Raw genomic sequence first — 22606 nt, 5'->3', positions numbered from 1 at the left:
GCTGGGATATCTATCACCCAACGAATATGCCAAACGATTGAAAGCCGCCGGCTGACCACGTGTTTCTTGGCGTCCGATCTCAAGGGGCAGGTTCATCCATCGGGCAGATCCTTCGGTGAGAACCGGTCACCGCCCACAGGCCTCCCCGGATACACGACCAGGGAGCTGGCGGAATCCCTGAGCCTCAGCGCTTGCTAGAGTGAACAGCTTTCTGATATCAGCCAGCACACGACGCCTCGATCCCTATTCAAAGCCTGGAAGATTGAGCAGAGGAAAGGCTACTGCCCTTTGTAGTGAAACCGATCAGCACTGAATCCCCATGTCGGAACCAGGGGACAGCATGAGCGATGCGTATGGCGGAAGCTTCGGAAGCACCGTATAGACCTCCAGGCAAGAGAGACGGCCACCCCGCACGAACAGAATGAACTCTACTTCATCGCCCCCTGACCCCGTCGCCGATAGCCCCGCGATCTCAAAGTCCTGCTCGCCGACAGGCAACGGTACCTCCCCGTCGAGATCAAAATCGACATACACGCCCACGCTACTTTCCGATCGCAAGACAGTGCGGACGCTTTCAATCTGAGCCCTCAGCTCTTCCGGTACGCCGCCAGCCTCAATCAGACACTTGATCGCCTGCTGTTCCAGGTTGGGAATCTCCGAGAGCCTCATCAACCTTGTCCTCAGTTGCAGCGAAATTTTCATGGGCCTTGACGCTCGCGCACCGGACCATTCATTGAAGTCCGAATACACGCATCATGGCGAAGAGTGCGTAAGTAGCGAACAGCGCGCGCAATGCCCAGCGCTGCGGGGCGTCAGTCCGGCTCCACCCGAGATGAGTTCCAGCCTGGCGAATCTCCGGTAGCGCCGCAGCCCGAATTCAACCCGCCCTATCCCAACCGCCTGCAGCAGATCAGGACGATCCCGTTCGAGCACCCTCGCGGTGCGCCAGACCCAGATCGTACTGATGATCGCCATCAGGCAGACGATGGCGAAACACCTTGTGCGATTCCACGAACGCTTGATTCATTCACCCCTCCTGGGGCTGCAGCCCGCCCTCCCTTGAAACTCCCTGGCACAGGAAGTCCGCCGATGCCAGCATCACGAACCGCTTGTCGGGGGTGACTACGGCGACCTCGACAGTGCTCGGCCCGTCTAGTGCAAATGATAATCCGCTATCGTCATCCCACCCCCGCGCGTGATGCTTCCGGGACTGCCGGGGGGTCACACATCTCCAGTGCCGACCGGCCAACGCTGCCCAGGCAGGGTCCCACGAGCGGGTGCGGGATGCAGGTCCCGGCACCCAGCATCTTCTCCTGCGCGCCTGTCACTACATGGTAGATCTCATAGCTGGACGGCTGGCCTACCGTGGCGTCCCTCTGGACGAAATCGACCAGATGTATCCGGCACGCGCGTCCGTGCAGGCGGGGAATCACCTCTGTGGCGAACGTTCGCTCAAACGCCTGTGCATAGCCTTGCGCGATCGCGCGGCTTGGCTGATGGTTGGTGACGTACGGGCGCTTCGAGCGATCGCCAACGCATCCTCCCAGCAGCAACAGGCACAGAAGACCAGCCCAGCAGCGAATCCTAGCTCCTACTGCCTCGCCTCCAATTGCGCTTCGTGCACGTCAGCAGCCTGGCCATCTTCATACTCGATGGTGTATATCACGCCATCTGGAAAATCGGCAAAGTATGAGCCGCTAGGGCGCTTTTCAAATATTCCAACCACCCATGCGTCACTCCCTGGTCTCAAGTGAGCGTCAGCACTCTCAATCACACGTACTCGGTCGTCGTACTTATAGAGTGACATATCAGAAGCCTTCAAGCTTTGGTTTCGGTTCGTTCAGCGGAAGATGCGGATTTCCAACCTCATCCGTGACTCCGGGCCGATGGCCGTGAGGACCTTGAGCCTTGGGATCAGACTGCCCCTTGTGCCCTCCTTTGTCCAACCTAGTTCCTGTTGGATTGCCCTCCCGATCACGTACCTGCTGATAACGTCCATCCGGTGACGCTTTGATCTCTTCACCAGCTTGAACAGGAATAGCGTTCCCGTCGCCATCTACCACAGTTACGGGCTCGCTTACCGGTCCGTCATAGGGATTATTGTTCTCTGATTTCTGAACAAGCGCCCGCGCTCCTTCCGCGACCTTCTTTGCCACGACCCCCACCGCCGCGCGACTAATCCGACCAATTTCTGCTCGCTGCTCAGGTGTCGTCGAGGCATAGACCGCAGTCAACCCAATCATTAGCGGTATTCCTACCTCGAGCAGCATTGCATTCCGACCGTCGGGATCCGTGAACTTGTATGGATTGCCATTACCGTATCGATAGCGATTGAAACTGATCTCTGGTTGGCCATAAGCCACCACAGGATCTACCGATAGGAACAACCCGAGCTGAGGATCCATGTAGCGCTGCTGCATGTAACTGAGTCCGGTGGAAGAGTCGGTCACGTGTCCCGTGTAGCCCGGACGATCATTTGGTGGCCGATTGGCAAGTGAGCCATACGGCTCGTAGGTTGACCTCTCAATCACGTCCCCGCGTTCGTTGGTGCTCGCCACCGGTGAGCCGAGAGCATCGGTGTGAATGTACTCGACCGCCTCGATCGCAACAGCCTGCTGGCTCACCATCAGTGTTGCGAGTACGGCCAGGACACTTGCCCGGCATGCCTTTTTAAGTGCGTCCATGATTGTCATCCTCAGTCGTCGCTCAGCACGCCACGGGTCAGCAGATACGCGCCAGACCACCCCGAGCAGCCACCAGCGTTGCACGAGTGAGCGCGATAGCTGTTCTTGCAGTAGGTTACTCGATGAGATGTAGGTGTGCGCACCGTTGTAGAAAACAGCGGTTCCGTCCCCCGAATCCAGCTCATACCGTGCGGCATCGGCACACCTGCCCAGCCAACATCACATTGAATCCGGATGGGAGCCTTCTTTGTCGAGAGCTAGGTTGCCGTGTGGAATGCCGGTGTAGCGGGTGGCATGCCTGCACCCTGTACGCATAACTGCCGTTGCCTCGATTGGCGCCAAACGTGTTGCTCCCGCCGCCCTGGACCGTAGTCCAACCAGCGCCGTTGGCGCTTTCCTGAAGCACGAAGCTCTCTGTGTTGGCCGGCACGCTCCAGCTGATGCTGTACGTAGATACGTTCACCAGCCCTGGGGCTCTGATCACAGGTTCCAGGGAGGGCGCCGCAATGACGGGCACACTTGTCGTGCCAGACCAACCGCCACAACCGGCGCCGTTGCACGCAGCAACACGGTATGCGTAGGTGCCTACCCCGCGTGCGGAGGTAGCGTATGACGTAGAATTGCCGTCCAGCAGCGTGACCCACCCGGCACCATTGGCGCTTTCCTGCAGCGTGTAGCGGTCTGCCCCGCCGATGCCATTGCAGCCAATACCAATGCTGCCCGGCCCGAGCTGGCATTCAAGGTGAGGCCCGGCGCGGCGCCGGGCGAAACACCTACCGAATCGCTACAACTTCAGATTCAGCCAACGATGGTTCTCGGGCCTGAAGATGAGGCCCTAACAGCAATGAACAAACTCGTCGCGCAGACCCACTACCGGGAGGCCGATGTCGGGCCGTTAAGCAAATTGTGAAGCCGCAGCACTCTTATCGCCCCCCAAAATGCTGGGCAGTCACTCAACATCTACAGCCAAGACGTCCCCATTGTCATGCTGGATGGATGCCTCTTCATAGTCTAAGACGCCCTGCCCAGCAAAGCGCTCCAGGAAATTCACCACGTCAGACAAGTTGACGTCCGGCGGAACGTCGACGGAAAAGAAGGACGGAACATTACTCAGCTCCGTTGCACAACCCAAGCCAGACAGCTTGCTTCTAAGCTCAGCTACCCGATCAACCTCGTATACGATCACTCGGACTGTAGAGTGTCCGCCTGCGGCCAGAAATTTTTGGAATGTCAACTGTCCGTCCACATGCAACGCAGCAACAACATCACCCGAACTAATCAGCTTTACATAGAACGGAACGCTATCCACAAGATAGCTCCCATCACTGAGAGGGATTGCCCACAGACTCTCCCAATCCACCGGAGGATACCCGTCATCCCCACGGGGCAACTTGAATGCGATTTTCACGTACGGAGTAGGCATCGGAGGGTCGCCTCGACTACAACTGATCCATGCGCGAGAGCAGCTCATTGATCCTCTCACCACTTGGAATTCCGTTGATCTCAGGCGAAGACAGCTCAAACAAAACCTTTGAAATATCCTCGAACTCCAACTCAACATCCTCGTTTACGTCAAAGAATTCTGCCCACTGAGTTGCAGCATCCAGACTGATCCGACCGTCACGCAGCCCCCTCAGCACGCCAACCACGTGCAACCTCGTGAGTACATAGAGCTTTCCTGCGAGCTTGGCTTGTTCGACCTTAACCTCTAGGCTCTCAATATCCGGCAACATATCAACCATCACATCTTGTCCTTTATGTGAATGACTTTTCCAGCAGGATCGAGTGTTGTTTTCTGGGCAGAGAGTGTCCTTCCACTAGGATCGACAGAATTTTCATACACAGCCTTCGACCCAGGCACCCTACCTGGGACGTCGTTTTTGAAGTTAGCTGTACCGTTCTTCTGAAGACTCACTTCCACGTTCCTGTTGTCGCGGGAGAATTTCTTCTCAAACCTTGCCAAACTGCTCTTCTGGCCATTGGTTAGCTTGGGCGGCGCCCTTACCTTTGCTACCGCCAGCTTCACCAGTGCGGGAACGACTGCGACTGCAGCCCGACCGATGGCGACTATGGCAACCCCAGTGATTGCGCCTCCTGCGCGCGCTTGCGAGCGATCAAAGAACTTATCTTTTGACATATCGCCACGATTCATTGCGGCGACGTCTCTATCTATGGCGCAGGTCGATGGACCGTCGCAGCGTCCATCGGGATCAGTGTTGGAATATGGATTCCCCGAAACATACCGGTATCTTCCGAAGTTTATCCCGTCAACGGGACTGACACCAACAGGGTCTACGCTTAAAAATTGCCCCGCACTAGAGTCGTATTAGCGCTGCTGCATGTAGTTTAGGTCAGTTTTCGAGTCCTCCACGTGCCGGGTGAATCCAGGCCCAGATGGCCTGGACCAGAGCGGCGCCGTGGTGTAACCGCAGATGCGCACGCCCCTCCTCATCGGCCAGCAACAGTCTCCGCTTACGCACCTCATCCCAGCTTCTGCTCTCCACGCGTGGTGTCCTCGAATCAAGCTGTTGTCACATCAACGACATGGCATACACCGCCGCCGATCTCTACCTCAACACGGACGCAGATCGAGGACGACTCAGCTATCCGGATTCGCTGCCTTGATGATGGAATGACTGTGACCTGTAATAGTGACGTTTACTAGGACATTCACCGCATCAGGCCCAGCCGGATCCACGTAACCGCATAGATCTCGGTCTGCGTATGAATAGCGACGAGCACACAGACGGCATTTTCCAGGGCGCTCAACTGGGTCACGGAGAGGACCTGAGCTCTCTTCAGGTCATAGCGACGCTGCTCGATGTAGCTCGCGACCTGCACGCTAGTACAGGTCGATTCATTCGGCCCTTCAGAGATCCCCTTCTGGCTGAATGAGCAACCATCGCCGCCTGGAAAAGAAATATATCCTTCGTGCTGCCAAATATAGAGTATCCATTATGCCAATCCGAAAGAAGGTAAATCCAGAAGGTCTTCGGCCTTCATTATACAAATCCTCGGAAATCTCCCAGACATCGTGAATCCAGTAGTATGGGCAAAATAGAAGCCCACCAGCGCCACGAACGTCATGACTCGACATGCGCTCTTCGAGCAACCTTCCGAGCTTTCCTGCACCATCTCGCGTACTAAACGCAGTTAATCGGAACGTAGTGTGGAATCCCAACCGTTCCCTGCTCGCCCCTTGCCTGACGAACACACCCTCAATCATGAACTGATAGTACTTCACGTCCAACGCCCCTACTTTATGTCAAGTTCTTTAGTAAGGCGTTTTGCGTCAAGACGCCCATCAACCCTGAAGTAGCCTTTGAATTCACCGTTCACCCCCATACGCACCCCAGGGGTGGGCAGGCCAGTCATCTCGCTTATTTTTCCCATCACGTTGTTGTACCGAGAGATATCAGCCTGGGTCGCAAGCCTTGGCATTGGATCGGGCACATACTCCGAGGCTTCGGCCACTTGATCCATCGCGCCTGACGCGGCGGCTGCGGCAACACTCAGCTTACCCCAGAAGGTGTGCCCCCGCTTGCCCTCCGTTTGATAGTGGGGCAAGCCCTTTGAACCGTCTTCAAGGTCATGGGATTTGTGTTTCAGCTGTTCTGCACGCCCCCCTGTTGAAGCCGTTTCGATCTGACTTCCTACCTGACGGCGGTCAGCGACAATGTTCTGTTCTGCCCTCCTTGCGTTGATGGCTTGCTCTTTCGTTAGTCTCGATAGCTTCCGCATCCCATTTGAGGTCAGTTTGACGAGCCAAGCCACCTTACCCTCGTTGCCATCTGGGTCTAAGTACTTGTATGGATTATTGTTTCCATACCTATATCTCCCAAATGCCCCTACGGGCTGGCTATACGCAGATACTGCGTCAACCGAGATAAAGGTAGCAGTGTAGGGGTCCATGTAGCGCTGCTGCATGTAGCTGAGCCCAGTAGCTGAGTCGGCCACGTGCCCGGAGTAGCCGGGACCATCTTTGGCTGCACCATTGACTACCGCGCCGTATGGCTCATAAGCAGTTCGCTCGACCACAGTACCGCTAGTATCTGTCACCGCAACCGGTGACCCAAGTCCATCGGTATGAACGTATTCAACCGTCTCCTGGGCGGCAGCGGCGTGAAGCATCCCGGTCGCAAGCAACAACGTCAGCAAACCGCGCGTCACCACGTTCGTCATCTTGATCGTGTTCATCATTCAGTCTCGTACACGCCGCGCGCGGGGGTGAACAAAGGCGACCACGCGGAACACACGCCCGCGTTGAAGGCACGCACCCGGATCGGTGATCCGCAATACGCATTGCCTGCTGCGCTCACGTATGTCTTCGGCCCGGTGTACAGGTGTTTGCCACCGATATTCGTCTCCAACTGGTATTCGGTGGCAGTCGCCACCGGGGTCCAGTCGGCATCGCACCAGATACGGTAGAGAGCCGTCGTCGTGGAGAGCCAATTGGCCATGGTTATAGTGGGCATCGGCGGTGGCAGCGAGACCGTGACCGTGGCGATGCCAGACCAAGGCCCGCAGCCAACAAAGTTGCAGGGCTGCACCGGTAGGCGCATCGGCCGTTGCAGCGACGGGACTCCAGCGATGTTCGACCATCTGGCACGACGCTAGTCCCGCCCAGGCGGGCCACGCTGATCGCGGGCTTGAAGTTCGGTGAGCCGATAGTTGACACATTGGCGGCGTCATTCATAGCTCAGCACTCCATGCGTCACTGGATAGTCCGGCGTCCACGCCGAGCACCCACCGGCATTGCACGCGCGGACGCGATAGTCGTGCGCGCAATAGGCTCCGCCTGGAGAGGCTACGTAGCCTTTCGGACCGCTGTACAGGCGGATACCGCCGCCGCCAGTTTCGAGTTGATACTCGGTTGCCCCGGGAACCTCATGCCAGCCCACTTCGCATTCAACCTGATATGGCGGCCTCTTCGTGGTCAACCAACTGGCGATATAGAAAGACGTTGATGGCGGCGGCAGGACAACCGTGACTGTGGCAATGCCCGAAAACGGGCTGCAACCGACGAAATTGCACGCCTGCACCCGGTATGCGTAGCTGCCGTTGCCTCGAACAGCCCCAAAGTTGTTGGACCCGCCGCCCTGCACGGTGGTCCATCCGCCGCCGTTGGCACTCTCCTGTAGTACGAAGCTCTCCGTATTGACCGGCGCGCTCCAACTGATGCTGTAGCTGTTCACGTTGACCAGTCCCGGCGCACTGATCACTGGCTCGCCCCCGGGCGGCCCGATCACGCCAACGCTTGCCGCAGCGGACCAGCCCCCACAACCTGCGCCATTGCAGGCCGCCACCCTGTACGCATAGTTGCCCACGCCCCGCGCTGTAGTGGCATACGACGTGGCGTTCGCGTCCAACAGCGTGATCCAGCCCGCCCCATTCGCACTTTCCTGCAACATGTAGCGATCAGCGCCCCCGATGGCATTCCAACCGATGCCAATGCTGCCTGGCCCGGAGCGGCTGGGCACGCTGAGACCTGGAACTCCCGAAGGCGGATACACCACCGTTACCGATGCAGTGGTGCTGTAACCCGTGCACCCGACGGGGTTGCAAGCGCGCACCCGATAACCGTGTGTGCCTGCGGGCCTGCCAACAATATTGAGCGAGCGCAGTGCTGAATTATGAACAAGTGCCCAAGCGGCACCGTTCATGCTTTCCTGAAGCTCATAGGTGGTGGCACCGGCAGACACTGACCAGCCCACCGAATAGCTTCCGTTGTACGCAGCACCGGGCACGGTCAGGACCGGCGCGGAGGACGGCGGCAGATCCACCGCGACACTGGCGAGGTTGCTCCAGTCACCGCAGACCGTGCGACATCCCCTGACACGGTACTGGTAGGTGCCGGTCTGCAGGCCGGCAGCGGCGTATGCCTGCGCCCCCCCGCTGTAGAGCGTGGTCCAGCTCGCACTCGTTGCCTGCTGCAACTCGTAACGATTCGCACCGCCGGCCAGCGTCCAAGTCAATGTCACGCTACCTTGGGTGATGTAGCCCGGCGCGGTGAGCACAGGAACACGCGGTGCGGCGTCGCCACTCACCTGGGCAACCAGGCTGCCGGACAGATACAGATAATCCGTCTGTTTGCCGGTCCGCTCGTTGCGCTGGAACCGGAGCACTCCTGCATTGTCGTAGAACGAGTAGATGGCACCGCTAGACGTGGAAAGCGACCTCACGCGACGACCGTGAGCATCGTATTCATAGCTTTCCGCACCCGCCACGCTCCGCAGGCGATTTCCGTAGTCGAAGGAAAATGCCTGGCCATTGCGGACAGCAAGGTTGCCCTGCACGTCGTACCCCATGCCGGTAACCGTGGCGCCAGTAACAGTTTCCATGACGTTGGCCAGCCGATTCGCAGGATCGAAGTAGTGCGTACGGTCGCGGGCACCCACCCTCGCCCTGCGCAGATTGTCCAGCGCATCGTACTCGTACACGGCGTTGCCGAAGCTCGGCGCGGTGACGGTCCGCAGGCGATCCAGGCCGTCGTAGGCCATGTCGCGGTTGCCAGGCGCGCCCGGCAACCCGTCAGAGATGGCGACCACGTTACCGACGGCATCGTAATCATAGCTGTCATCGTGGACGGCGCCTGCCGCGTTGGCGTCTCGGCTGCGTTCGGGAAGTCCGCGGGCGTTCTGGACCATGGTGTGGGCAATGCCATTGCCGTAGATGAATCCAGCCAACGCACCATTGGCGTGATAGTTGGCCTGCTGCGCATAGGTACCGACCATGGTGGTACGGCCCAAGCCGTCGGGCGCATAGTCGATCCTGCGCCCGTTCGGATAGATCTGCCATGCAAGATTGCCGTTGGCGTCGTACCCGTTGTGGAGGGTCATTGTTCCCAGGCTGAAATGCTGCGCACTCTCCGCGACCAGCAGGCGCCTAAGGTTGTAATAGTACCGATTGATCACCGGTTGCTCGGCGGGATCGTTCCTGGTGTAAACCTCAACAGGGAGGCCGTCGGGTGAGTAATACCAGTTCTGGTTGCCACGGCCGTCAGGGAAAGTCAGGTCGGAAAGACGGTTGACGGCGTCGTAGCCTCGGGCTACTGCGCGTCCGCTGGCCAGCGCTTCGGCCCGATTGCAGTCAGCAGCACTGGTCAAACCGGTGCCCGCGGCGGACCACGCGAGATTGCCGGCGGCATCGTAGTCCTGCACGGTTGCCCCCGTCTCTGGCTCGATGGTCTTGCACAGCTGCTGGTAGCCGTCATAGACGTATCGACGGGTCAGGGTCTGGCTCCCATCCGCGTTACGCCGCGTGATCGCGAGTGGCTTGCCCAGCGAGTCACGCTGGATCTCTGTGACCACGCCTTCCGGATGCTGGATGGTCAGCGGCATCTCATAGGTCGGCTGGTCGTATGCCAGATGGCGGGTTACGGTGGCCACACCACGAGGGTTCGTGGCTTGCACCGAGAGATTTCCGATATGGTGGGTCGTGCTGACCAGGTCGCCGAGCTCAGATGACTGGCGAACCGTCTGCGGGCGCCCCAAGGCATCATATCCGGTGGTGCTGCCTGCCAGCGTTTGGCCGATGCCCGAGAACTGCCGGATGGGGTAGGAGGTAAACACAGCGCGGCCGCTGCTGTCGTATCGCGTGACCACCGCGCTGTCCAGGATGTTGTTTACATTCTGCGTCACCAGCACCGGACGGAACATTGCGTCCAAGTAGGTATCCGTTCGCTGCGCGCCCAGAGTTCTGGAGTGCTTCCACGCACCTGCGGGGACACCCAACTCTGCGGTCCCGAGTCGCTGCAGAGCCAAGCCAACCGCATTCCATGCCACGGTGTCGGCGGCGGGGTACTGCTGCGAAAGAAGTCGCCCCATACTGTCGTAGCCATAGCGCGTAGTGCTGCCAGCCTCGTTCGTGAGTGCGGTGATCCAGCCATTGTCATCCACCTCCACCGTCCTGGTCGCGCCGCTGGTCGCCTCCTGGGTAGGAGGAAAACGGAGGGATTGGGGCACGCCGCGTTTCCAGTTCGACAGGTGACTGACGTTGCCCCGGCCGTCGGCGACTGTGGCTACAGTGCCGTCTGCCGCGTAGCTGACGGTCTGCGCCAGACGACCAAAGGCGAAGGCACGAAGCGGCAGCCCGGTAGCACCGTCGAACTCGGTGCGTGACTGTTCAATGCCATTCAAGAGCGTGCGGGCGGACTGGCCCCGCAGCCATAGCTGCGGATTGTCGTAGTACTGTGTTGTGCTGCTGCGGCTGAATCCGGCGGAGTTGGATTCGGTCACGTCCACCTCACGTACCGATGAATCGAAGGTCTGCACCTGGCGTGTGAATTCCACGCCGTCCTGATGGATCGAGGTACTCTGGACCGGACGGTTCAAGTGTTCGCCCAGCTCTGTGGCGCCATACTTCAGGTTGCGGCCGGACTCGCGCGGGAATGGCGCCGACGCCAGCAAGGCATCGGGGTAATAGTTGTTGCGATCGATACGTACCACGCTCCCGCCACTGCTGGTGGTGGTGGCGAGCAGCAGACCGTCGTTGTAGGCGACTTCCTTTCCGAATTCGTAAGTGCGAGTGACACCATCCGGGTTTGTTTCGATCGTTATCTTGGGCTCGGACTGCCCCACCGGGTACATCGGCCAACCCGCTGCGTGTACATTGCGGTCGTACTGCCCAGCCAGATTGGTGTACTGGTACGTCCACTGCGCCGTCGGCATGCCGGGCCCGCTGATCGTCTTGCTGACCAACGACATGGCATCTCGGTAGATCGGCGTAAGGTTCCAGCCATCGGCGAGCAGTTGCTCATCCCCGGACGTCTGACAGTTGAATGGCACGTTCTTGCGCCCATGCCGGAATGGTCGGAACGCGAACGTCCCCACGGCGCCGGATGGATGGCTGATGGTCGCCACGGTCTCGGTCTGTACGATCTTGTTGGTTTTGGCGCACATGGCGGGGTTGTCCATGTACTGCGCTGGGTCCTGGCCCGTGTACTCAGAGTATTTCTTGGTCACATAGACCGGCGGCAAGTTGTAGCCCCAACTGGTTCCATCGGGCAGGACCACCGACTGCAGCGGCCCGGCAGGCGAGTACGTATAGGTCCAGGTCCGGTTGTTGGTACTGGCGGTGCTGATCCGTCCCTGGCCGTCGTACGCCAGAGTGATCATTCGTCCATCGTTGGCCGTGATCCGGTCCAACCGTCCTCCGGTCCACTCATACCGCACCCAGTTGCCAAAGCGGTCCACTACCTGCGAAGGGTAGAGGAACACCTTCTTCCGCTTCAGGGTGGCGTGGGTGATGGTGTCGTAGGGCTGAAGCGTGGCGGACTCGTTGTGGCGTGCAACCATCCAATCGAAGTAGTACTTCGTGCCATCCGGTGCGTGCCCCAGAAAACCCTCGCCGGGCTGGCCACTCTTGAGCGCAGGAAGGCAGGAAAAGAACCAGCCGCCTTTCGTGTTCCAGGGCGTGGAAGAACCCAGCTGGGGGGTAGGTTGGCGCGGGTCGCCACTACCGGCCAGCACGGTCTCCCCTTGTCCTCCGGGCAGGGTCAGACGTACGCCATCCCAATAGGTGTGCGGGTCGAAGTTGATGATCTGCGTCTGCTTGTAGTTCCAGACCTCCAACGTGGGCGGCGCGGTAACCGTCGAGCACCGGGCGCTGGGGGTCCAGTAACCGCCCACTTCGGTTTCAGGCTGATCGCCATACGTTCCAGAAAGAGAAGGCACATCCAGCGACCAGTTGCCGAACTCGTTGTCGTTCGAATTTCCGGCAAGATCACCGTAACTGCGGCTGATGCCGACTACCAGGCCGCTGTTGCCCGGCAGCGAGATATCCGTTGCGCTGAGGCTCATCGACCCGTCGTACAGGTTGACCTTTTCACCAAAGACCTCACCCTTGAGCGGTTCAACGAGATCACCATACTTGAGGCGCTTTTCGTATTCCTCTCTCCAGGTGGGCACGATCTGCGCGTGTCCCGCAAGCGGCACCAGCATGGCGACCGCAATGATCAGATGGGCCAGACGGCCAATGGGCCCACACGGGCAAGAATGGTCGTTCGCAGTCAATTGCATTCCCCGGTCCTAGTGTCGATACGCTGCCGCGCGACGCTGGTGAAGCTTGGGCAAAACTCAGGCATTCACTTCCGGCCCGCCCACTGGGGCAGGAAGCAATCTGGTTCCCGGAGTGTCTGCTCTTGAATCCCCGAAGCGTCGACTCGCCTTACCGGTCGAGTTTATGGGCGGCGCTGGAGACTTAGTCAAGAGGACACGCTCCGTTTTCGCGCACAGCTGATCCGATTCGGGCCGCATTTGCGTGACCATAATCACATTGAGGATTTCCCCTACAGATGTGCGGACCGCTCACGCCCACGATTCTTCCGTGGATACCATCTTCGACTAGCCAGACTAGCGCAGCCCCCATCGCTACCCGCCGCCGCCGCCGAGCCCTAGAATGGCGCCATGAGCACCCTGACCTACCGTGCGGCCACGCTGGCCGACATCCCCGCCCTGATCACCCTGGTCACCTCGGCCTACCGTGGCGACGCCAGCCGTGCCGGCTGGACCACCGAAGCGGACATCCTGGACGGCGCGCGCATTGACGCGATCGGCCTGAAAGCCGACATCGAGCGCGAGCGCAGCACCGTCCTGCTGGCCGAACGTGACGGCACGCTGGTCGCCTGCGCCCATGTGGCCGACGACCACGGCAAGGGCTACTTCGGCATGTTCTCGGTGGACCCGGTGCAGCAGGGTGGCGGCATCGGCAAGCAGGTGATGGAGGCGGCCGAAGCCCATGCCGCGCGCGAATGGGGCGTGCCGGTGATGCAGATGACGGTGATCGACGTCCGCGATGAACTGATTGCCTTCTACGAGCGTCGCGGCTACCAACGCACCGGCATCAAGAAGCCGTTCCCCTACGGCGATGAACGGTTCGGTATTCCCAAGCGCGACGATCTGCGCTTCGAGGTCCTCGAGAAGCCGCTGGCGGCGCAGGCATGAGCGAGACCTGGACCTTCGTCTGCGCCACCGCCGAGCTGCTGCCCGGCGAGATGAAGAGCACCTTCGACGAGGTCACCGGCACCCCTATTGTCGTGTTCAATCTCGATGGCGATCTGTACGCCCTCGAAGATCAGTGCACGCATGAAGAGTTCGAGCTGTCCTCGGGGACGTTCGATACCACAGAGGGCAGCATCGAATGCGTGCTGCACAGCGCGCGCTTCGACGTGCGCGACGGCCGCGCCCTGTGCGCGCCAGCGTACTCGCCGGTGCCGAAATTCCCGGTAAAGCTGGAACACGGCGGGGTCTGGACCCGCGACGATCGCGAGTGATCCGGGCAACGCGATAGGAAACCTGAATTGGGTAGCAGCAACTTCTGTGATGCCTGCCACAGGACGGTGGATACGAATCATTATCGTTTCTGTTAATTTAGCGTCATTCGCCGTCCCGGCCTGACCGACCCCGCCTCATGGCTTCCGCCCGCGTCGCCCATCCCGCCCGCTGGACCCCGCTGCTGCTGACCGCCGCCGCCATGATGTGCCTGCTTGTCGCCCTGCTGGGCGGCAAGGCTTCGGTGAACGCGGGCACGGCCCAGACGATACGCGCCGCGGTAGCCGGGTCCAGCCAATGCGGGGACCCGGCACCCAGCCGCCCCGAACCGGGCTTCCACGCCTGCGCGGCGACCGAAAAAGAAGCCGAACATGCCAGACCCGGCACGCCCGCGGCACCGGGCTGGCGCCAGACCCTGCTGTCGTCAAGAGGCAGCGTAGTAGCGACTGACGTCCCACTGCGGTCCAGCATTCCGACGCGGCCGCTGCGCTCGCACCTGTCCCAGGCGCCTCCCGTCCGCGCCTGACCACGCCGCGCTGGCCGACCGCTGCGCGCGCCGCTGACTGCTGTCCGCCCTACCCCGTTTCCGTATCGATCGCCCGTCCGTGCTCCTGCGTGCGCGACTCACCTGTGCGCGTGCGCGGTCCTTCCCTTTCCGTTTCCAGGTCTTCACCTCTCATGATCAAGAGCCGCAAACACTCCTTCCCGTCGCGCAGCGCTGCCAGCCTGGCCACCGCCAGCCTGGTCACCGGGCTGAGCCTTGCCGCGCTGCCGCTGGCCGCACAGGCCGAGTCCAGCGACAGCAACGCCCGCACGCTCGACCAGGTGCACGTGCTGGCCACGCGCGGGTTCAAGGTCGACAAGGTCGCCTCGCCGAAGTTCACCCAGTCGCTGCAGGACACCCCGCAGACCATCCAGGTGATCACCCGCGACCTGTTCACCCAGCAGGGCGCCACCACCCTCACCGATGCGCTGCGCAACAGCCCGGGCGTGGGCACCTTCTATGTCGGCGAGAATGGCAACACCAATACCGGCGACAGCATTTTCATGCGGGGTTTCGACACCTCGAGCAGCATCTTCGTGGACGGCGTGCGCGATGTCGGGTCGATCTCGCGCGATGTGTTCAACACCGAACAGGTGGAAGTTTCCAAGGGACCGGCCGGCACCGACAACGGCCGCTCGGCGCCGACCGGTTCGATCAACATGGTCAGCAAGCAGGCGCACCTGCATGACGAGGTCAGCGGTACCCTTGCAGCGGGCAGCGACAGCCAGCTGCGCGGCACCGCCGACTGGAACCAGGCCCTCGGGGCCACCAGCGCCCTGCGCCTCAACGCCATGTGGCAGGACAACGACCAGCCGGGCCGCGACCACGTGAACAATTCGCGCTGGGGCATCGCGCCGTCGCTCGCGTTCGGCCTGGGCACCAACACCCGCTACATCCTCAACCTGCTGTACGTGGACCAGGACAACGTGCCCGATGGCGGCGTGCCGACGCTGGGCCTGCCCGGCTGGACCCCGCAGCCGACGCTGGAGCAGCTGGCCGGGCATCCGGTGAACCCGGAAAACTTCTACGGCACCCGCGCCGACCATGACGATGTCACCGCGAAGATGGCGACCTTCCGCATCGAGCACGACTTCAACGACAGCGTGCGCCTGACCAATACCGCACGCTGGGGCCGCACCGAGCAGGACTACCTGCTGACCGCCTTCATGGGCACCGGCGCCCGTGCCGCCAACGGCGCGCCGACCGGCAACATCCGCTATACCGACCGCAACAACCTGGACACCTACACCATCGCGCGCAGCCTGCCGACCTTCAAAGACCAGCAGAACACCATCCTCACCGACCAGCTCAACCTGCGTGCCGACTTCGCCACCGGCGCGATCGAGCATAACCTGAGCACCGGGCTGGAGTTCACCCGCGAGGAGCTGCGGAGCTTCGGCCAGGCTGCGACCAACGGCACCACCTGGTCGCCCGCCAACCTGTACACCCCCGACTGGAACGCTACCGGCCTGACCTGGGCGCACAACGGCGCCGACAGCCGCGGCAAGACCACCACCTCGTCGGTGTACCTGTTCGACACCCTGCACTTCACCGACAGCTTCCTGGTCACCGCCGGCCTGCGTGCCGACCACTACACCACCGACTACGACAGCGCCGTGGTCTGCGGCGGGCGCGGCCCGGCCTGCGGCAGCAACCCGGTGGGCACGGTGATCGCCAATCCCTCGCTGTCCCATTCCGACACCCTGTTCAACTGGAAGCTGGGCGCGGTGTACAAGGTGGCTGACATCGTCAGCCTGTACGGCAACTACGCGCTGTCGCAGCAGCCGCCGGGCGGCAGCAACTTCCAGCTGAGCAGCTCGGTGAGCAGCGCCGACAACCCCAGCCTGGACCCGCAGAAGGCCAAGACCCTGGAAGTGGGCACCAAGTGGGCGTTCCTGGATGACGCGCTGGCGTTCAACGTGGCGCTGTTCAAGACAGAGGTCAGCAACGAGATCAACACCCAGGTGCTCGACGACGCCGGCAACCCCACCCAGACCGGCAAGAAGTCGGTGCAGGGCATCGAGGTGTCCACCGTGGGCCGCATCACCGAGAACTGGTCGGTGTCGGCCGGCTACAGCCATCTGGATACGGAAGTGGAGGAAGGCGCCAACGTGGCGGCCGACGGAACCCGCAACCTCACCTACACCCCGGGCGCGACCTTCACCAGCTGGACCAGCTACACCTTCCCGTTCGGCCTGACCGTGGGTGGCGGCGTGCGCTACGCCGGCCAGATGCACCGTGGCACCGACGGTGCGGTAGGCACGCCGGCGTTCACCAAGTCCTACACCGTCTACGACGCGGTGGCCTCGTATGCGATCAACGAGCACCTGGTGCTGCGCTTGAACGCCTACAACCTGTTCGACAAGGACTATGTGGCCGCGATCAACAAGAGCGGCTACCGTTACACCCCGGGCGCCCCGCGCAGCGTGCTGTTCAGCGCGGACTTCCGCTTCTGATCCACCAAGGACCCTGCCATGCTCCTGCACGTTCCCGATGTCCTCACCGCCGACGAACTGGCCCACCTGCAGCGCGCGCTTGCCGCGGCAGACTGGGCCGACGGCCGCGAGACCGTGGGCGTGCAGGGCGCGCAGGTCAAGCGCAACCAGCAGTTGCCTGACGCCTCACCGCTGAAGGCCGAGCTGGGCAGGATCGTGCTGGCGGCGCTGGAACGGCACCCGCTGTTCTTCGCCGCCGCACTGCCGCTGCGGATCCTGCCGCCGCGCTTCAACCGCTACCAGGGCGGTGGCGAATACGGGTTCCATGTGGATGGCGCGGTGATGATCACTACCGCCGACGGCCAGCGCAGCCACCTGCGTTCGGACGTGTCGTGCACGTTGTTCCTCAATGCACCGGAAGATTACGAGGGCGGTGAGCTGGTGATCAGCGACACCTACGGCGAGCATGAGGTGAAGCTGCCCGCAGGCGATCTGGTGCTGTATCCGTCCAGCAGCCTGCACAAGGTGAACCCGGTCACCGCCGGTACGCGGGTGGCCTCGTTCTTCTGGGTGCAGAGCATGGTGCGGGATGACGGCGCGCGGCGGATGCTGCTGGAAATGGACGGGGCGATCGAGAAACTGCGGGTGACCGGGGCCGATCCGGGCGCGGTGCTGCAGCTGACTGGCGTGTACCACAACCTCCTGCGGCGCTTCAGCGAGACCTGACCAATCGCGTAGACCCTGCGTGGTTGAACGAAGCCAGCGCCTATTCCTTCAGGACGATCTGTAAATCATTCCTATTTGCGTTTGACACAAACGCTATCTACAATTCCCGCCGCGCCGGACCCCCGGCGCATTCGACAGGGACTCCGTCTTGCGCCACCCCCATCGCCACCGCAGCTTTGCCCCCGCCATGCGCGGGCAGCGCCCTGCGTTGGGCACGGTGCTGGCGTGGCTGGCCCTGCTGTCGATGCTGCTGGGCAGCCTGCCGCTGGCGGAAACCCACCTGCCCGGCACCGCCGCGCTGGTGCTGCAGCTGCCCGCCGAAGAACGCCCCGCCGGTGAGCACCGGCTGCAGGAAGAATCGCCGGCCACGCCACGCCGCATGGGCAGCGCCCGCCCGGCTGCCGAACCGCTCCGCGAGCGGCCGGTAGTGCGGGTCGAATCGATTGACGCCTTCCTGGCCACGTTGGCCGACCTCCCGCCACAGACCGCACCGGCCGTGGATTCGGCGCCGGCCACGCCGCTACCTGCGGCCCCCGGCCTGCGCGTCCAGCGCGGCCAGGCCCCGCCACAGGGTTGATTGCGTCAGCGCCTGCGGCTTGATCGCGCATGGCCACCGCTGACCGCACTGCCCCAACCCGCGCTGCGGGTACCCCACGCATTTTCTGATCCTGCTGCGGCCCCGGCCACGGCATTTCCGCTTTCGCATCCATGTCGAGGAAACCCACCATGGCCCAGCGCCATCGTCGTTGCACGTCCCTGTCCCGCCGCACCCTCAGCATCGCCCTGCTCACCGCATTGAGCGCCCCCGTCTTGGCCGCAGGCGAGGCCGCCGGCGACCCCAGGACCCTGGACCAGGTGGTGGTCACCGCCTCCGGCTTCGAGCAGAAGATCACCGACGCCCCGGCCAGCATCAGCGTGGTCAGCCGCGAAGAACTCAGCAAGCGCCCCTATACCAGCCTGGTGGACGCGCTGCGCGACGTGGAAGGCATCGACGTGGGCATGGAAACCACCGACAAGAACGGCCGCGCCACCATTTCCATGCGCGGCATGCCGTCCGAGTACACCCTGGTGCTGATCGATGGACGTCGCCAGAGCAACGTGGGCCAGCTGTACCCGAACAACTTCGGCGGCGGCCAGTTCGCCTACCTGCCGCCGCTGGATGCCATCGAGCGCATCGAAGTGGTGCGCGGCCCGATGTCCACGCTGTACGGTTCGGATGCCATGGGCGGGGTGATCAACATCATCACCCGGCGCAACCAGGACAGCTGGCACGGCTCGGTGACCCAAGGCTTCACCGTGCAGCAGGACGACCAGTTTGGCGATGCGCGCACCACCGACGTGTACCTGACCGGCCCGCTGGTGAAGGAACGGTTGGACGTGGCCGTGCGCGGGAGTTATTACGATGCCAAGGCCTCCAACCCGGAATGGGAAGCACTGACCCTGCCCGACGGCACGCTGTGGGAACGCAGCATCGGCTTCGGCGGTGGTGGCAAGGCGGTGGCCAACACCAACTGGAACACCGGCGTGCGCCTGAGCTGGTCGATCAACGACGACCACGACCTGTCGCTGGACTACGACGTCTCGCGCCAGAAGTACGACAACAGCGAAGGCCAGACCGGCACCCTGGACAGCTTGGCCAGCCTGTGGCGAGTCGGCAATGCCACCATCCCCAACCCGAACGGCAACGGCACGGTCACCCGCCGCGTGGTGCAACCCCGCGTGGGCTATACCGCCTACCAGCGCTATGAGCGCGACCAGCTGGCGCTGACCCACCAGGGCCGTTACGCCTTCGGCACCTGGCAGACCACCTTGACCCAGACCAAAAGCAACAACCTGGGGCGCTCGCTGCCGTTGACCCTGGACGAACGCGCCAACCTGCAGACGCTGTGGAACGACGTGTGCCGCCGCACCGGCGCGGCCAACAACTGCGCGGCCGGCAGCCGCAACGGGCTGTCGGCGTTGAACCCGACCGAGCTTGCGCGGCTGCAAGCCTTCCTGCCGCGACCGCTCCGTACCATGGAGCTGGAAGGCTACGTGCTGGACACGATGCTGGACATGAGCTTCGACGCGCACAAGCTGACCTTGGGCGGCCAGTACACCGACACCGACATGATCGACGGCGTCTTCGGCATGGACGGCGCCGGCTACCGCGACAACGTGAAGCAGAAGCACCGCATGTGGTCGGTGTTCGCCGAGGACAACTGGGCACTCACCGACGCGCTCACCGCCACCTTGGGCGTGCGTTATGACGACCACAACATCTTCGGCAGCCACGTCAGTCCGCGCGCCTACCTGGTGTGGAACGCCAGCGATGCCTGGACCTTCAAGGGTGGCGTGAGCACCGGCTACAAGACCCCGCGCCCGGACCAGCTGTTCCCCGGCGTCACCGGGTTCGGTGGCCAGGGCGTGCTGCCGCTGGTGGGTTCGCCCAACCTGCAGCCGGAAACCAGCACCAACTATGAAATCGCGTCGTACTACGAGGGCGAGCGCTGGGGCATCAGCGTCACCGGTTTCCTCAACACGTTCGACGACAAGATCGCCAGCGGCGGCACCTTCCCGAACTGCGAAGTGGCACCGGTCGGCGGCGGCTACTGCGTGGACGTGGGCCCGGGCTGGGCGGCGCTGGGCTACAGCACCTTCAGCCAGAGCGTGAACATCGATACGGCTGAAACGCGGGGCATTGAAGCGGCGGCGCACGTGGACCTGCTGCAGAACCTGCAGCTGCGCGGCAACTACACGTATACGAAGTCCGAGCAGACCAGTGGCGCCGCGAACGGCCAACCGATCGCCGGCAATCCCGCCAAGCACATGGCCAATGCCAGCCTGAACTGGCAGGTCAGTGAGGCGGTGAGCCTGTCGTTGATCGGCGAAGGCCGCTACGACCGCTACCGCGACACGCTGGTGAGCAACGTGGGCGGGGTGAGTTCGTCGCAGGTGCGGTATTACGACGATTACACCATCTTCCACCTGGGCGGCAGCTGGGACATCAACGAGTGGCTGACGGTGAACGCGCGGGTCAACAACCTGTTCGACAAGGACTTCGTTTCGCAGTCGTGCATGCTGATCAGCGACAGCGAATTCAACTGCGTGGATGATTACGCGACGAAGGACCAGCGACGGAGTTACTGGATTTCGTTGAACGCGGCGTTCTGACGTCCCGGCGCTGCGCGCCGCCGCCCGACCAACGGTCGGGCGCTACCGGCTCCCACGCCCCCCGGTAGGTGCCGACCGTTGGTCGGCACACGCCACACCTCGACGGCATCGACCGTTGTTGACCGGCGCGCCACACCCCGGTAGGTGCCGACCGTTGGTCGGCACACCCACACCCCGGAACGTGCCCACCGTTGGTCGAACACGCCACACCCCGGCACGTGCCGATCGTTGGTCGGCACACGCCACACCTCGACGCCATCGACCGTTGTTGACCGGCGCGCCACACCCCGGTAGGTGCCGACCGTTGGTCGGCACACCCACACCCCGTAACGTGACCACCATTGGTCGAACGCGCCACACCCCGACATGTGCCGACCGTTGGTCGGCACACCCACACCCCGACGGCGGCGACCGTTGTTGACCGGCGCGCCACACCCGGATGGCACCAACCGTTTGGCCTGCGTACCCCCCGGTAGGTGCCGACCGTTGGTCGGCACACGCCGCAGACCGGCATCGCGCGACCAACAATTGCGAACCATTCTCATCAATGGTGTAATTGGCTATTCGTCTTCCTGCCGTGACCGTGGCCACCAGCGCTCCCCCTTCCGCCATGCAGCAACAACAGAACCGCGGCTTCTGGCTGCGTACCCTGCACCAGTGGCATTGGATCAGCTCGGCCGTCTGCCTGATCGGCATGCTGCTGTTCGCGGCCACCGGGATCACGCTCAACCACGCCACGAAAATCGAGGCCACCCCGCAGGTGGTCAACCGCCAGCTCGAACTGCCGGCCGACGTGCTCGGCCAGCTCGGCGACCGCGCCGACGGCCACGCCCCGGTGCCGCGCGCCGCGGCCCGCTGGCTGGACCGCGAACTGGGCATTGCCATCGGCCGCCGCCCCGCCGAGTGGTCGCCCGAAGAAATCTACCTGTCCATGCCCAGCCCCGGCGGCGATGCGTGGCTGAGCATCGACCGCGAAACCGGCGCGGTGGAATACGAGGCCACCTCGCGCGGCTGGGTGTCCTACTTCAACGACCTGCATAAAGGCCGCAACGCCGGCCCGGCCTGGGGCTGGTTCCTGGATGTGTTCGCCGTGGCCTGCCTGGTGTTCTGCATCACCGGCCTGTTCCTGCTGCACCTGCACGCCCGCCAGCGCCGCATGACCTGGCCGCTGGTCGGCCTGGGCCTGATGGTGCCGCTGCTGATCGCCCTGATCCTGATCCACTGACATCCCTCGCCCTTCCCTTTCCCGGAGCCGCACCCATGCGCGTCACCCTCACCATTGCCCTGAGCGGCCTGCTGGCCACCTCGCCGGCCTATGCCACCACCCTGGACATCAATGTCGAGGTGCCCAAGCTCAACGTGGCCGAGTACCACCGCCCGTACGTGGCGGTGTGGCTGGAAGGGGCAGACCAGAAGGTCGCCGCCAACCTGGCGGTCTGGTACCAGCAGACCGGCAACAGCGAGGGCCACGGCACCAAGTGGCTGCCCGACCTGCGCCAGTGGTGGCGCAAGAGCGGCCGCGAGCTGAAGGTGCCGGTGGACGGCGTGACCGGGCCGACCAAGCCGGCCGGTACCCACGCGCTGTCGTTCACCGACAGGCAGCCTGCACTGAAGACCCTCGCCCCGGGCAACTACACCCTGGTGGTGGAAGCCGCGCGCGAAGTCGGCGGCCGCGAGCTGCTCAAGATTCCCTTCACCTGGCCGGCCACCGCGCCGCAGACCGGCAAGGCCCAAGGCAGCACCGAACTGGGCCTGGTCACGCTGTCGGCCAAGCCCTGAGTTTTCCCGCCCTCC

General features: G+C 62.6%; 17 protein-coding genes. 9 read left to right on the top strand and 8 right to left on the bottom strand.

Features of this window, described 5'->3' with window-relative positions:
• Positions 1 to 303: 303 nt before the first annotated feature.
• The 8 genes from ACIGII_RS11195 to ACIGII_RS11160 form a co-directional block, all read right to left on the bottom strand.
• Positions 304 to 702 carry a hypothetical protein gene (locus tag ACIGII_RS11195; protein WP_399638127.1) on the bottom strand — a complete coding sequence of 133 codons (399 nt, stop codon included), beginning with the start codon at positions 700 to 702 and terminating at the stop codon, positions 304 to 306.
• 1106 nt (positions 703 to 1808) lie between these two features.
• Positions 1809 to 2684 carry an RHS repeat domain-containing protein gene (locus tag ACIGII_RS11190; protein WP_399638125.1) on the bottom strand — a complete coding sequence of 292 codons (876 nt, stop codon included), beginning with the start codon at positions 2682 to 2684 and terminating at the stop codon, positions 1809 to 1811.
• 949 nt (positions 2685 to 3633) lie between these two features.
• Positions 3634 to 4107, bottom strand: coding sequence for a DUF4265 domain-containing protein (locus tag ACIGII_RS11185; RefSeq protein ID WP_399638123.1), 474 nt, complete (start codon positions 4105 to 4107; stop codon positions 3634 to 3636).
• 16 nt (positions 4108 to 4123) lie between these two features.
• Positions 4124 to 4426, bottom strand: coding sequence for a hypothetical protein (locus tag ACIGII_RS11180; protein WP_399638121.1), 303 nt, complete (start codon positions 4424 to 4426; stop codon positions 4124 to 4126).
• Positions 4426 to 4836 (bottom strand): hypothetical protein, encoded by a 411-nt coding sequence (locus tag ACIGII_RS11175; protein ID WP_399638119.1) that lies wholly within the window; start codon positions 4834 to 4836, stop codon positions 4426 to 4428. Before ACIGII_RS11175 ends, ACIGII_RS11180 begins: the two co-directional genes overlap by 1 nt.
• A 1103-nt stretch (positions 4837 to 5939) precedes the next feature.
• Positions 5940 to 6881, bottom strand: a complete 942-nt coding sequence (locus ACIGII_RS11170; protein WP_399638117.1) for an RHS repeat domain-containing protein — start codon at positions 6879 to 6881, stop codon at positions 5940 to 5942.
• Positions 6881 to 7144: a hypothetical protein gene (locus ACIGII_RS11165; RefSeq protein ID WP_399638116.1), complete on the bottom strand. Its 264-nt coding sequence runs from the start codon at positions 7142 to 7144 to the stop codon at positions 6881 to 6883. The genes ACIGII_RS11170 and ACIGII_RS11165 overlap by 1 nt, the downstream gene beginning before the upstream one ends.
• A 228-nt stretch (positions 7145 to 7372) precedes the next feature.
• A complete protein-coding gene (locus ACIGII_RS11160; RefSeq protein ID WP_399638114.1) occupies positions 7373 to 12703 on the bottom strand; it encodes a wall-associated protein in 5331 nt (1776 codons plus the stop codon).
• 387 nt (positions 12704 to 13090) lie between these two features.
• Here ACIGII_RS11160 and ACIGII_RS11155 point away from each other — a divergent pair, with 387 nt between their 5' ends.
• From ACIGII_RS11155 to ACIGII_RS11115, 9 genes are all read left to right on the top strand, one after another.
• A complete protein-coding gene (locus ACIGII_RS11155; protein ID WP_399638112.1) occupies positions 13091 to 13627 on the top strand; it encodes a GNAT family N-acetyltransferase in 537 nt (178 codons plus the stop codon).
• Positions 13624 to 13956 (top strand): non-heme iron oxygenase ferredoxin subunit, encoded by a 333-nt coding sequence (locus tag ACIGII_RS11150; protein WP_399638110.1) that lies wholly within the window; start codon positions 13624 to 13626, stop codon positions 13954 to 13956. Before ACIGII_RS11155 ends, ACIGII_RS11150 begins: the two co-directional genes overlap by 4 nt.
• A gap of 137 nt (positions 13957 to 14093) precedes the next feature.
• Positions 14094 to 14480 carry a hypothetical protein gene (locus ACIGII_RS11145; RefSeq protein ID WP_399638108.1) on the top strand — a complete coding sequence of 129 codons (387 nt, stop codon included), beginning with the start codon at positions 14094 to 14096 and terminating at the stop codon, positions 14478 to 14480.
• A gap of 152 nt (positions 14481 to 14632) precedes the next feature.
• Positions 14633 to 16954 (top strand): catecholate siderophore receptor Fiu, encoded by a 2322-nt coding sequence (locus tag ACIGII_RS11140; RefSeq protein ID WP_399638106.1) that lies wholly within the window; start codon positions 14633 to 14635, stop codon positions 16952 to 16954.
• An 18-nt stretch (positions 16955 to 16972) separates the two neighbouring features.
• Positions 16973 to 17659, top strand: a complete 687-nt coding sequence (locus ACIGII_RS11135) for a Fe2+-dependent dioxygenase (RefSeq protein ID WP_399638103.1) — start codon at positions 16973 to 16975, stop codon at positions 17657 to 17659.
• 148 nt (positions 17660 to 17807) lie between these two features.
• On the top strand, positions 17808 to 18236 hold the full coding sequence (locus ACIGII_RS11130; RefSeq protein WP_399638102.1) for a hypothetical protein: 429 nt from the start codon (positions 17808 to 17810) through the stop codon (positions 18234 to 18236).
• Positions 18237 to 18385: 149 nt separating this feature from the next.
• The gene (locus ACIGII_RS11125) at positions 18386 to 20812 is read left to right on the top strand and encodes a TonB-dependent receptor domain-containing protein (RefSeq protein ID WP_399638100.1); all 2427 of its coding nucleotides are present in this window, start codon (positions 18386 to 18388) and stop codon (positions 20810 to 20812) included.
• A 610-nt stretch (positions 20813 to 21422) separates the two neighbouring features.
• Entirely contained in the window at positions 21423 to 22037 is a 615-nt protein-coding gene (locus tag ACIGII_RS11120) for a PepSY-associated TM helix domain-containing protein (RefSeq protein ID WP_399638141.1), read from the top strand.
• A 35-nt stretch (positions 22038 to 22072) separates the two neighbouring features.
• Positions 22073 to 22591, top strand: a complete 519-nt coding sequence (locus ACIGII_RS11115; RefSeq protein WP_399638098.1) for a DUF2271 domain-containing protein — start codon at positions 22073 to 22075, stop codon at positions 22589 to 22591.
• Positions 22592 to 22606 lie beyond the last annotated feature (15 nt).

The organism is Stenotrophomonas sp. NPDC077420 (genome assembly GCF_044543385.1).
GTDB lineage: Bacteria > Pseudomonadota > Gammaproteobacteria > Xanthomonadales > Xanthomonadaceae > Stenotrophomonas.
Note: the sequence above shows the minus strand (reverse complement) of the source record. Positions and strands in the feature narration are given on the sequence as shown.

What these genes read in the sequence shown, in the direction of transcription:
- ACIGII_RS11170 (WP_399638117.1), bottom strand. Translation starts at nt 6,881, where the DNA reads ATGAACACGATCAAGATGACGAACGTGGTGACGCGCGGTTTGCTGACG.
- ACIGII_RS11165 (WP_399638116.1), bottom strand. Translation starts at nt 7,144, where the DNA reads ATGGCCAATTGGCTCTCCACGACGACGGCTCTCTACCGTATCTGGTGC.
- ACIGII_RS11190 (WP_399638125.1), bottom strand. Translation starts at nt 2,684, where the DNA reads ATGGACGCACTTAAAAAGGCATGCCGGGCAAGTGTCCTGGCCGTACTC.
- ACIGII_RS11145 (WP_399638108.1), top strand. Translation starts at nt 14,094, where the DNA reads ATGGCTTCCGCCCGCGTCGCCCATCCCGCCCGCTGGACCCCGCTGCTG.
- ACIGII_RS11155 (WP_399638112.1), top strand. Translation starts at nt 13,091, where the DNA reads ATGAGCACCCTGACCTACCGTGCGGCCACGCTGGCCGACATCCCCGCC.
- ACIGII_RS11195 (WP_399638127.1), bottom strand. Translation starts at nt 702, where the DNA reads ATGAAAATTTCGCTGCAACTGAGGACAAGGTTGATGAGGCTCTCGGAG.
- ACIGII_RS11160 (WP_399638114.1), bottom strand. Translation starts at nt 12,703, where the DNA reads ATGCAATTGACTGCGAACGACCATTCTTGCCCGTGTGGGCCCATTGGC.
- ACIGII_RS11120 (WP_399638141.1), top strand. Translation starts at nt 21,423, where the DNA reads ATGCAGCAACAACAGAACCGCGGCTTCTGGCTGCGTACCCTGCACCAG.
- ACIGII_RS11115 (WP_399638098.1), top strand. Translation starts at nt 22,073, where the DNA reads ATGCGCGTCACCCTCACCATTGCCCTGAGCGGCCTGCTGGCCACCTCG.
- ACIGII_RS11185 (WP_399638123.1), bottom strand. Translation starts at nt 4,107, where the DNA reads ATGCCTACTCCGTACGTGAAAATCGCATTCAAGTTGCCCCGTGGGGAT.
- ACIGII_RS11140 (WP_399638106.1), top strand. Translation starts at nt 14,633, where the DNA reads ATGATCAAGAGCCGCAAACACTCCTTCCCGTCGCGCAGCGCTGCCAGC.
- ACIGII_RS11180 (WP_399638121.1), bottom strand. Translation starts at nt 4,426, where the DNA reads ATGGTTGATATGTTGCCGGATATTGAGAGCCTAGAGGTTAAGGTCGAA.
- ACIGII_RS11175 (WP_399638119.1), bottom strand. Translation starts at nt 4,836, where the DNA reads ATGAATCGTGGCGATATGTCAAAAGATAAGTTCTTTGATCGCTCGCAA.
- ACIGII_RS11150 (WP_399638110.1), top strand. Translation starts at nt 13,624, where the DNA reads ATGAGCGAGACCTGGACCTTCGTCTGCGCCACCGCCGAGCTGCTGCCC.
- ACIGII_RS11125 (WP_399638100.1), top strand. Translation starts at nt 18,386, where the DNA reads ATGGCCCAGCGCCATCGTCGTTGCACGTCCCTGTCCCGCCGCACCCTC.
- ACIGII_RS11135 (WP_399638103.1), top strand. Translation starts at nt 16,973, where the DNA reads ATGCTCCTGCACGTTCCCGATGTCCTCACCGCCGACGAACTGGCCCAC.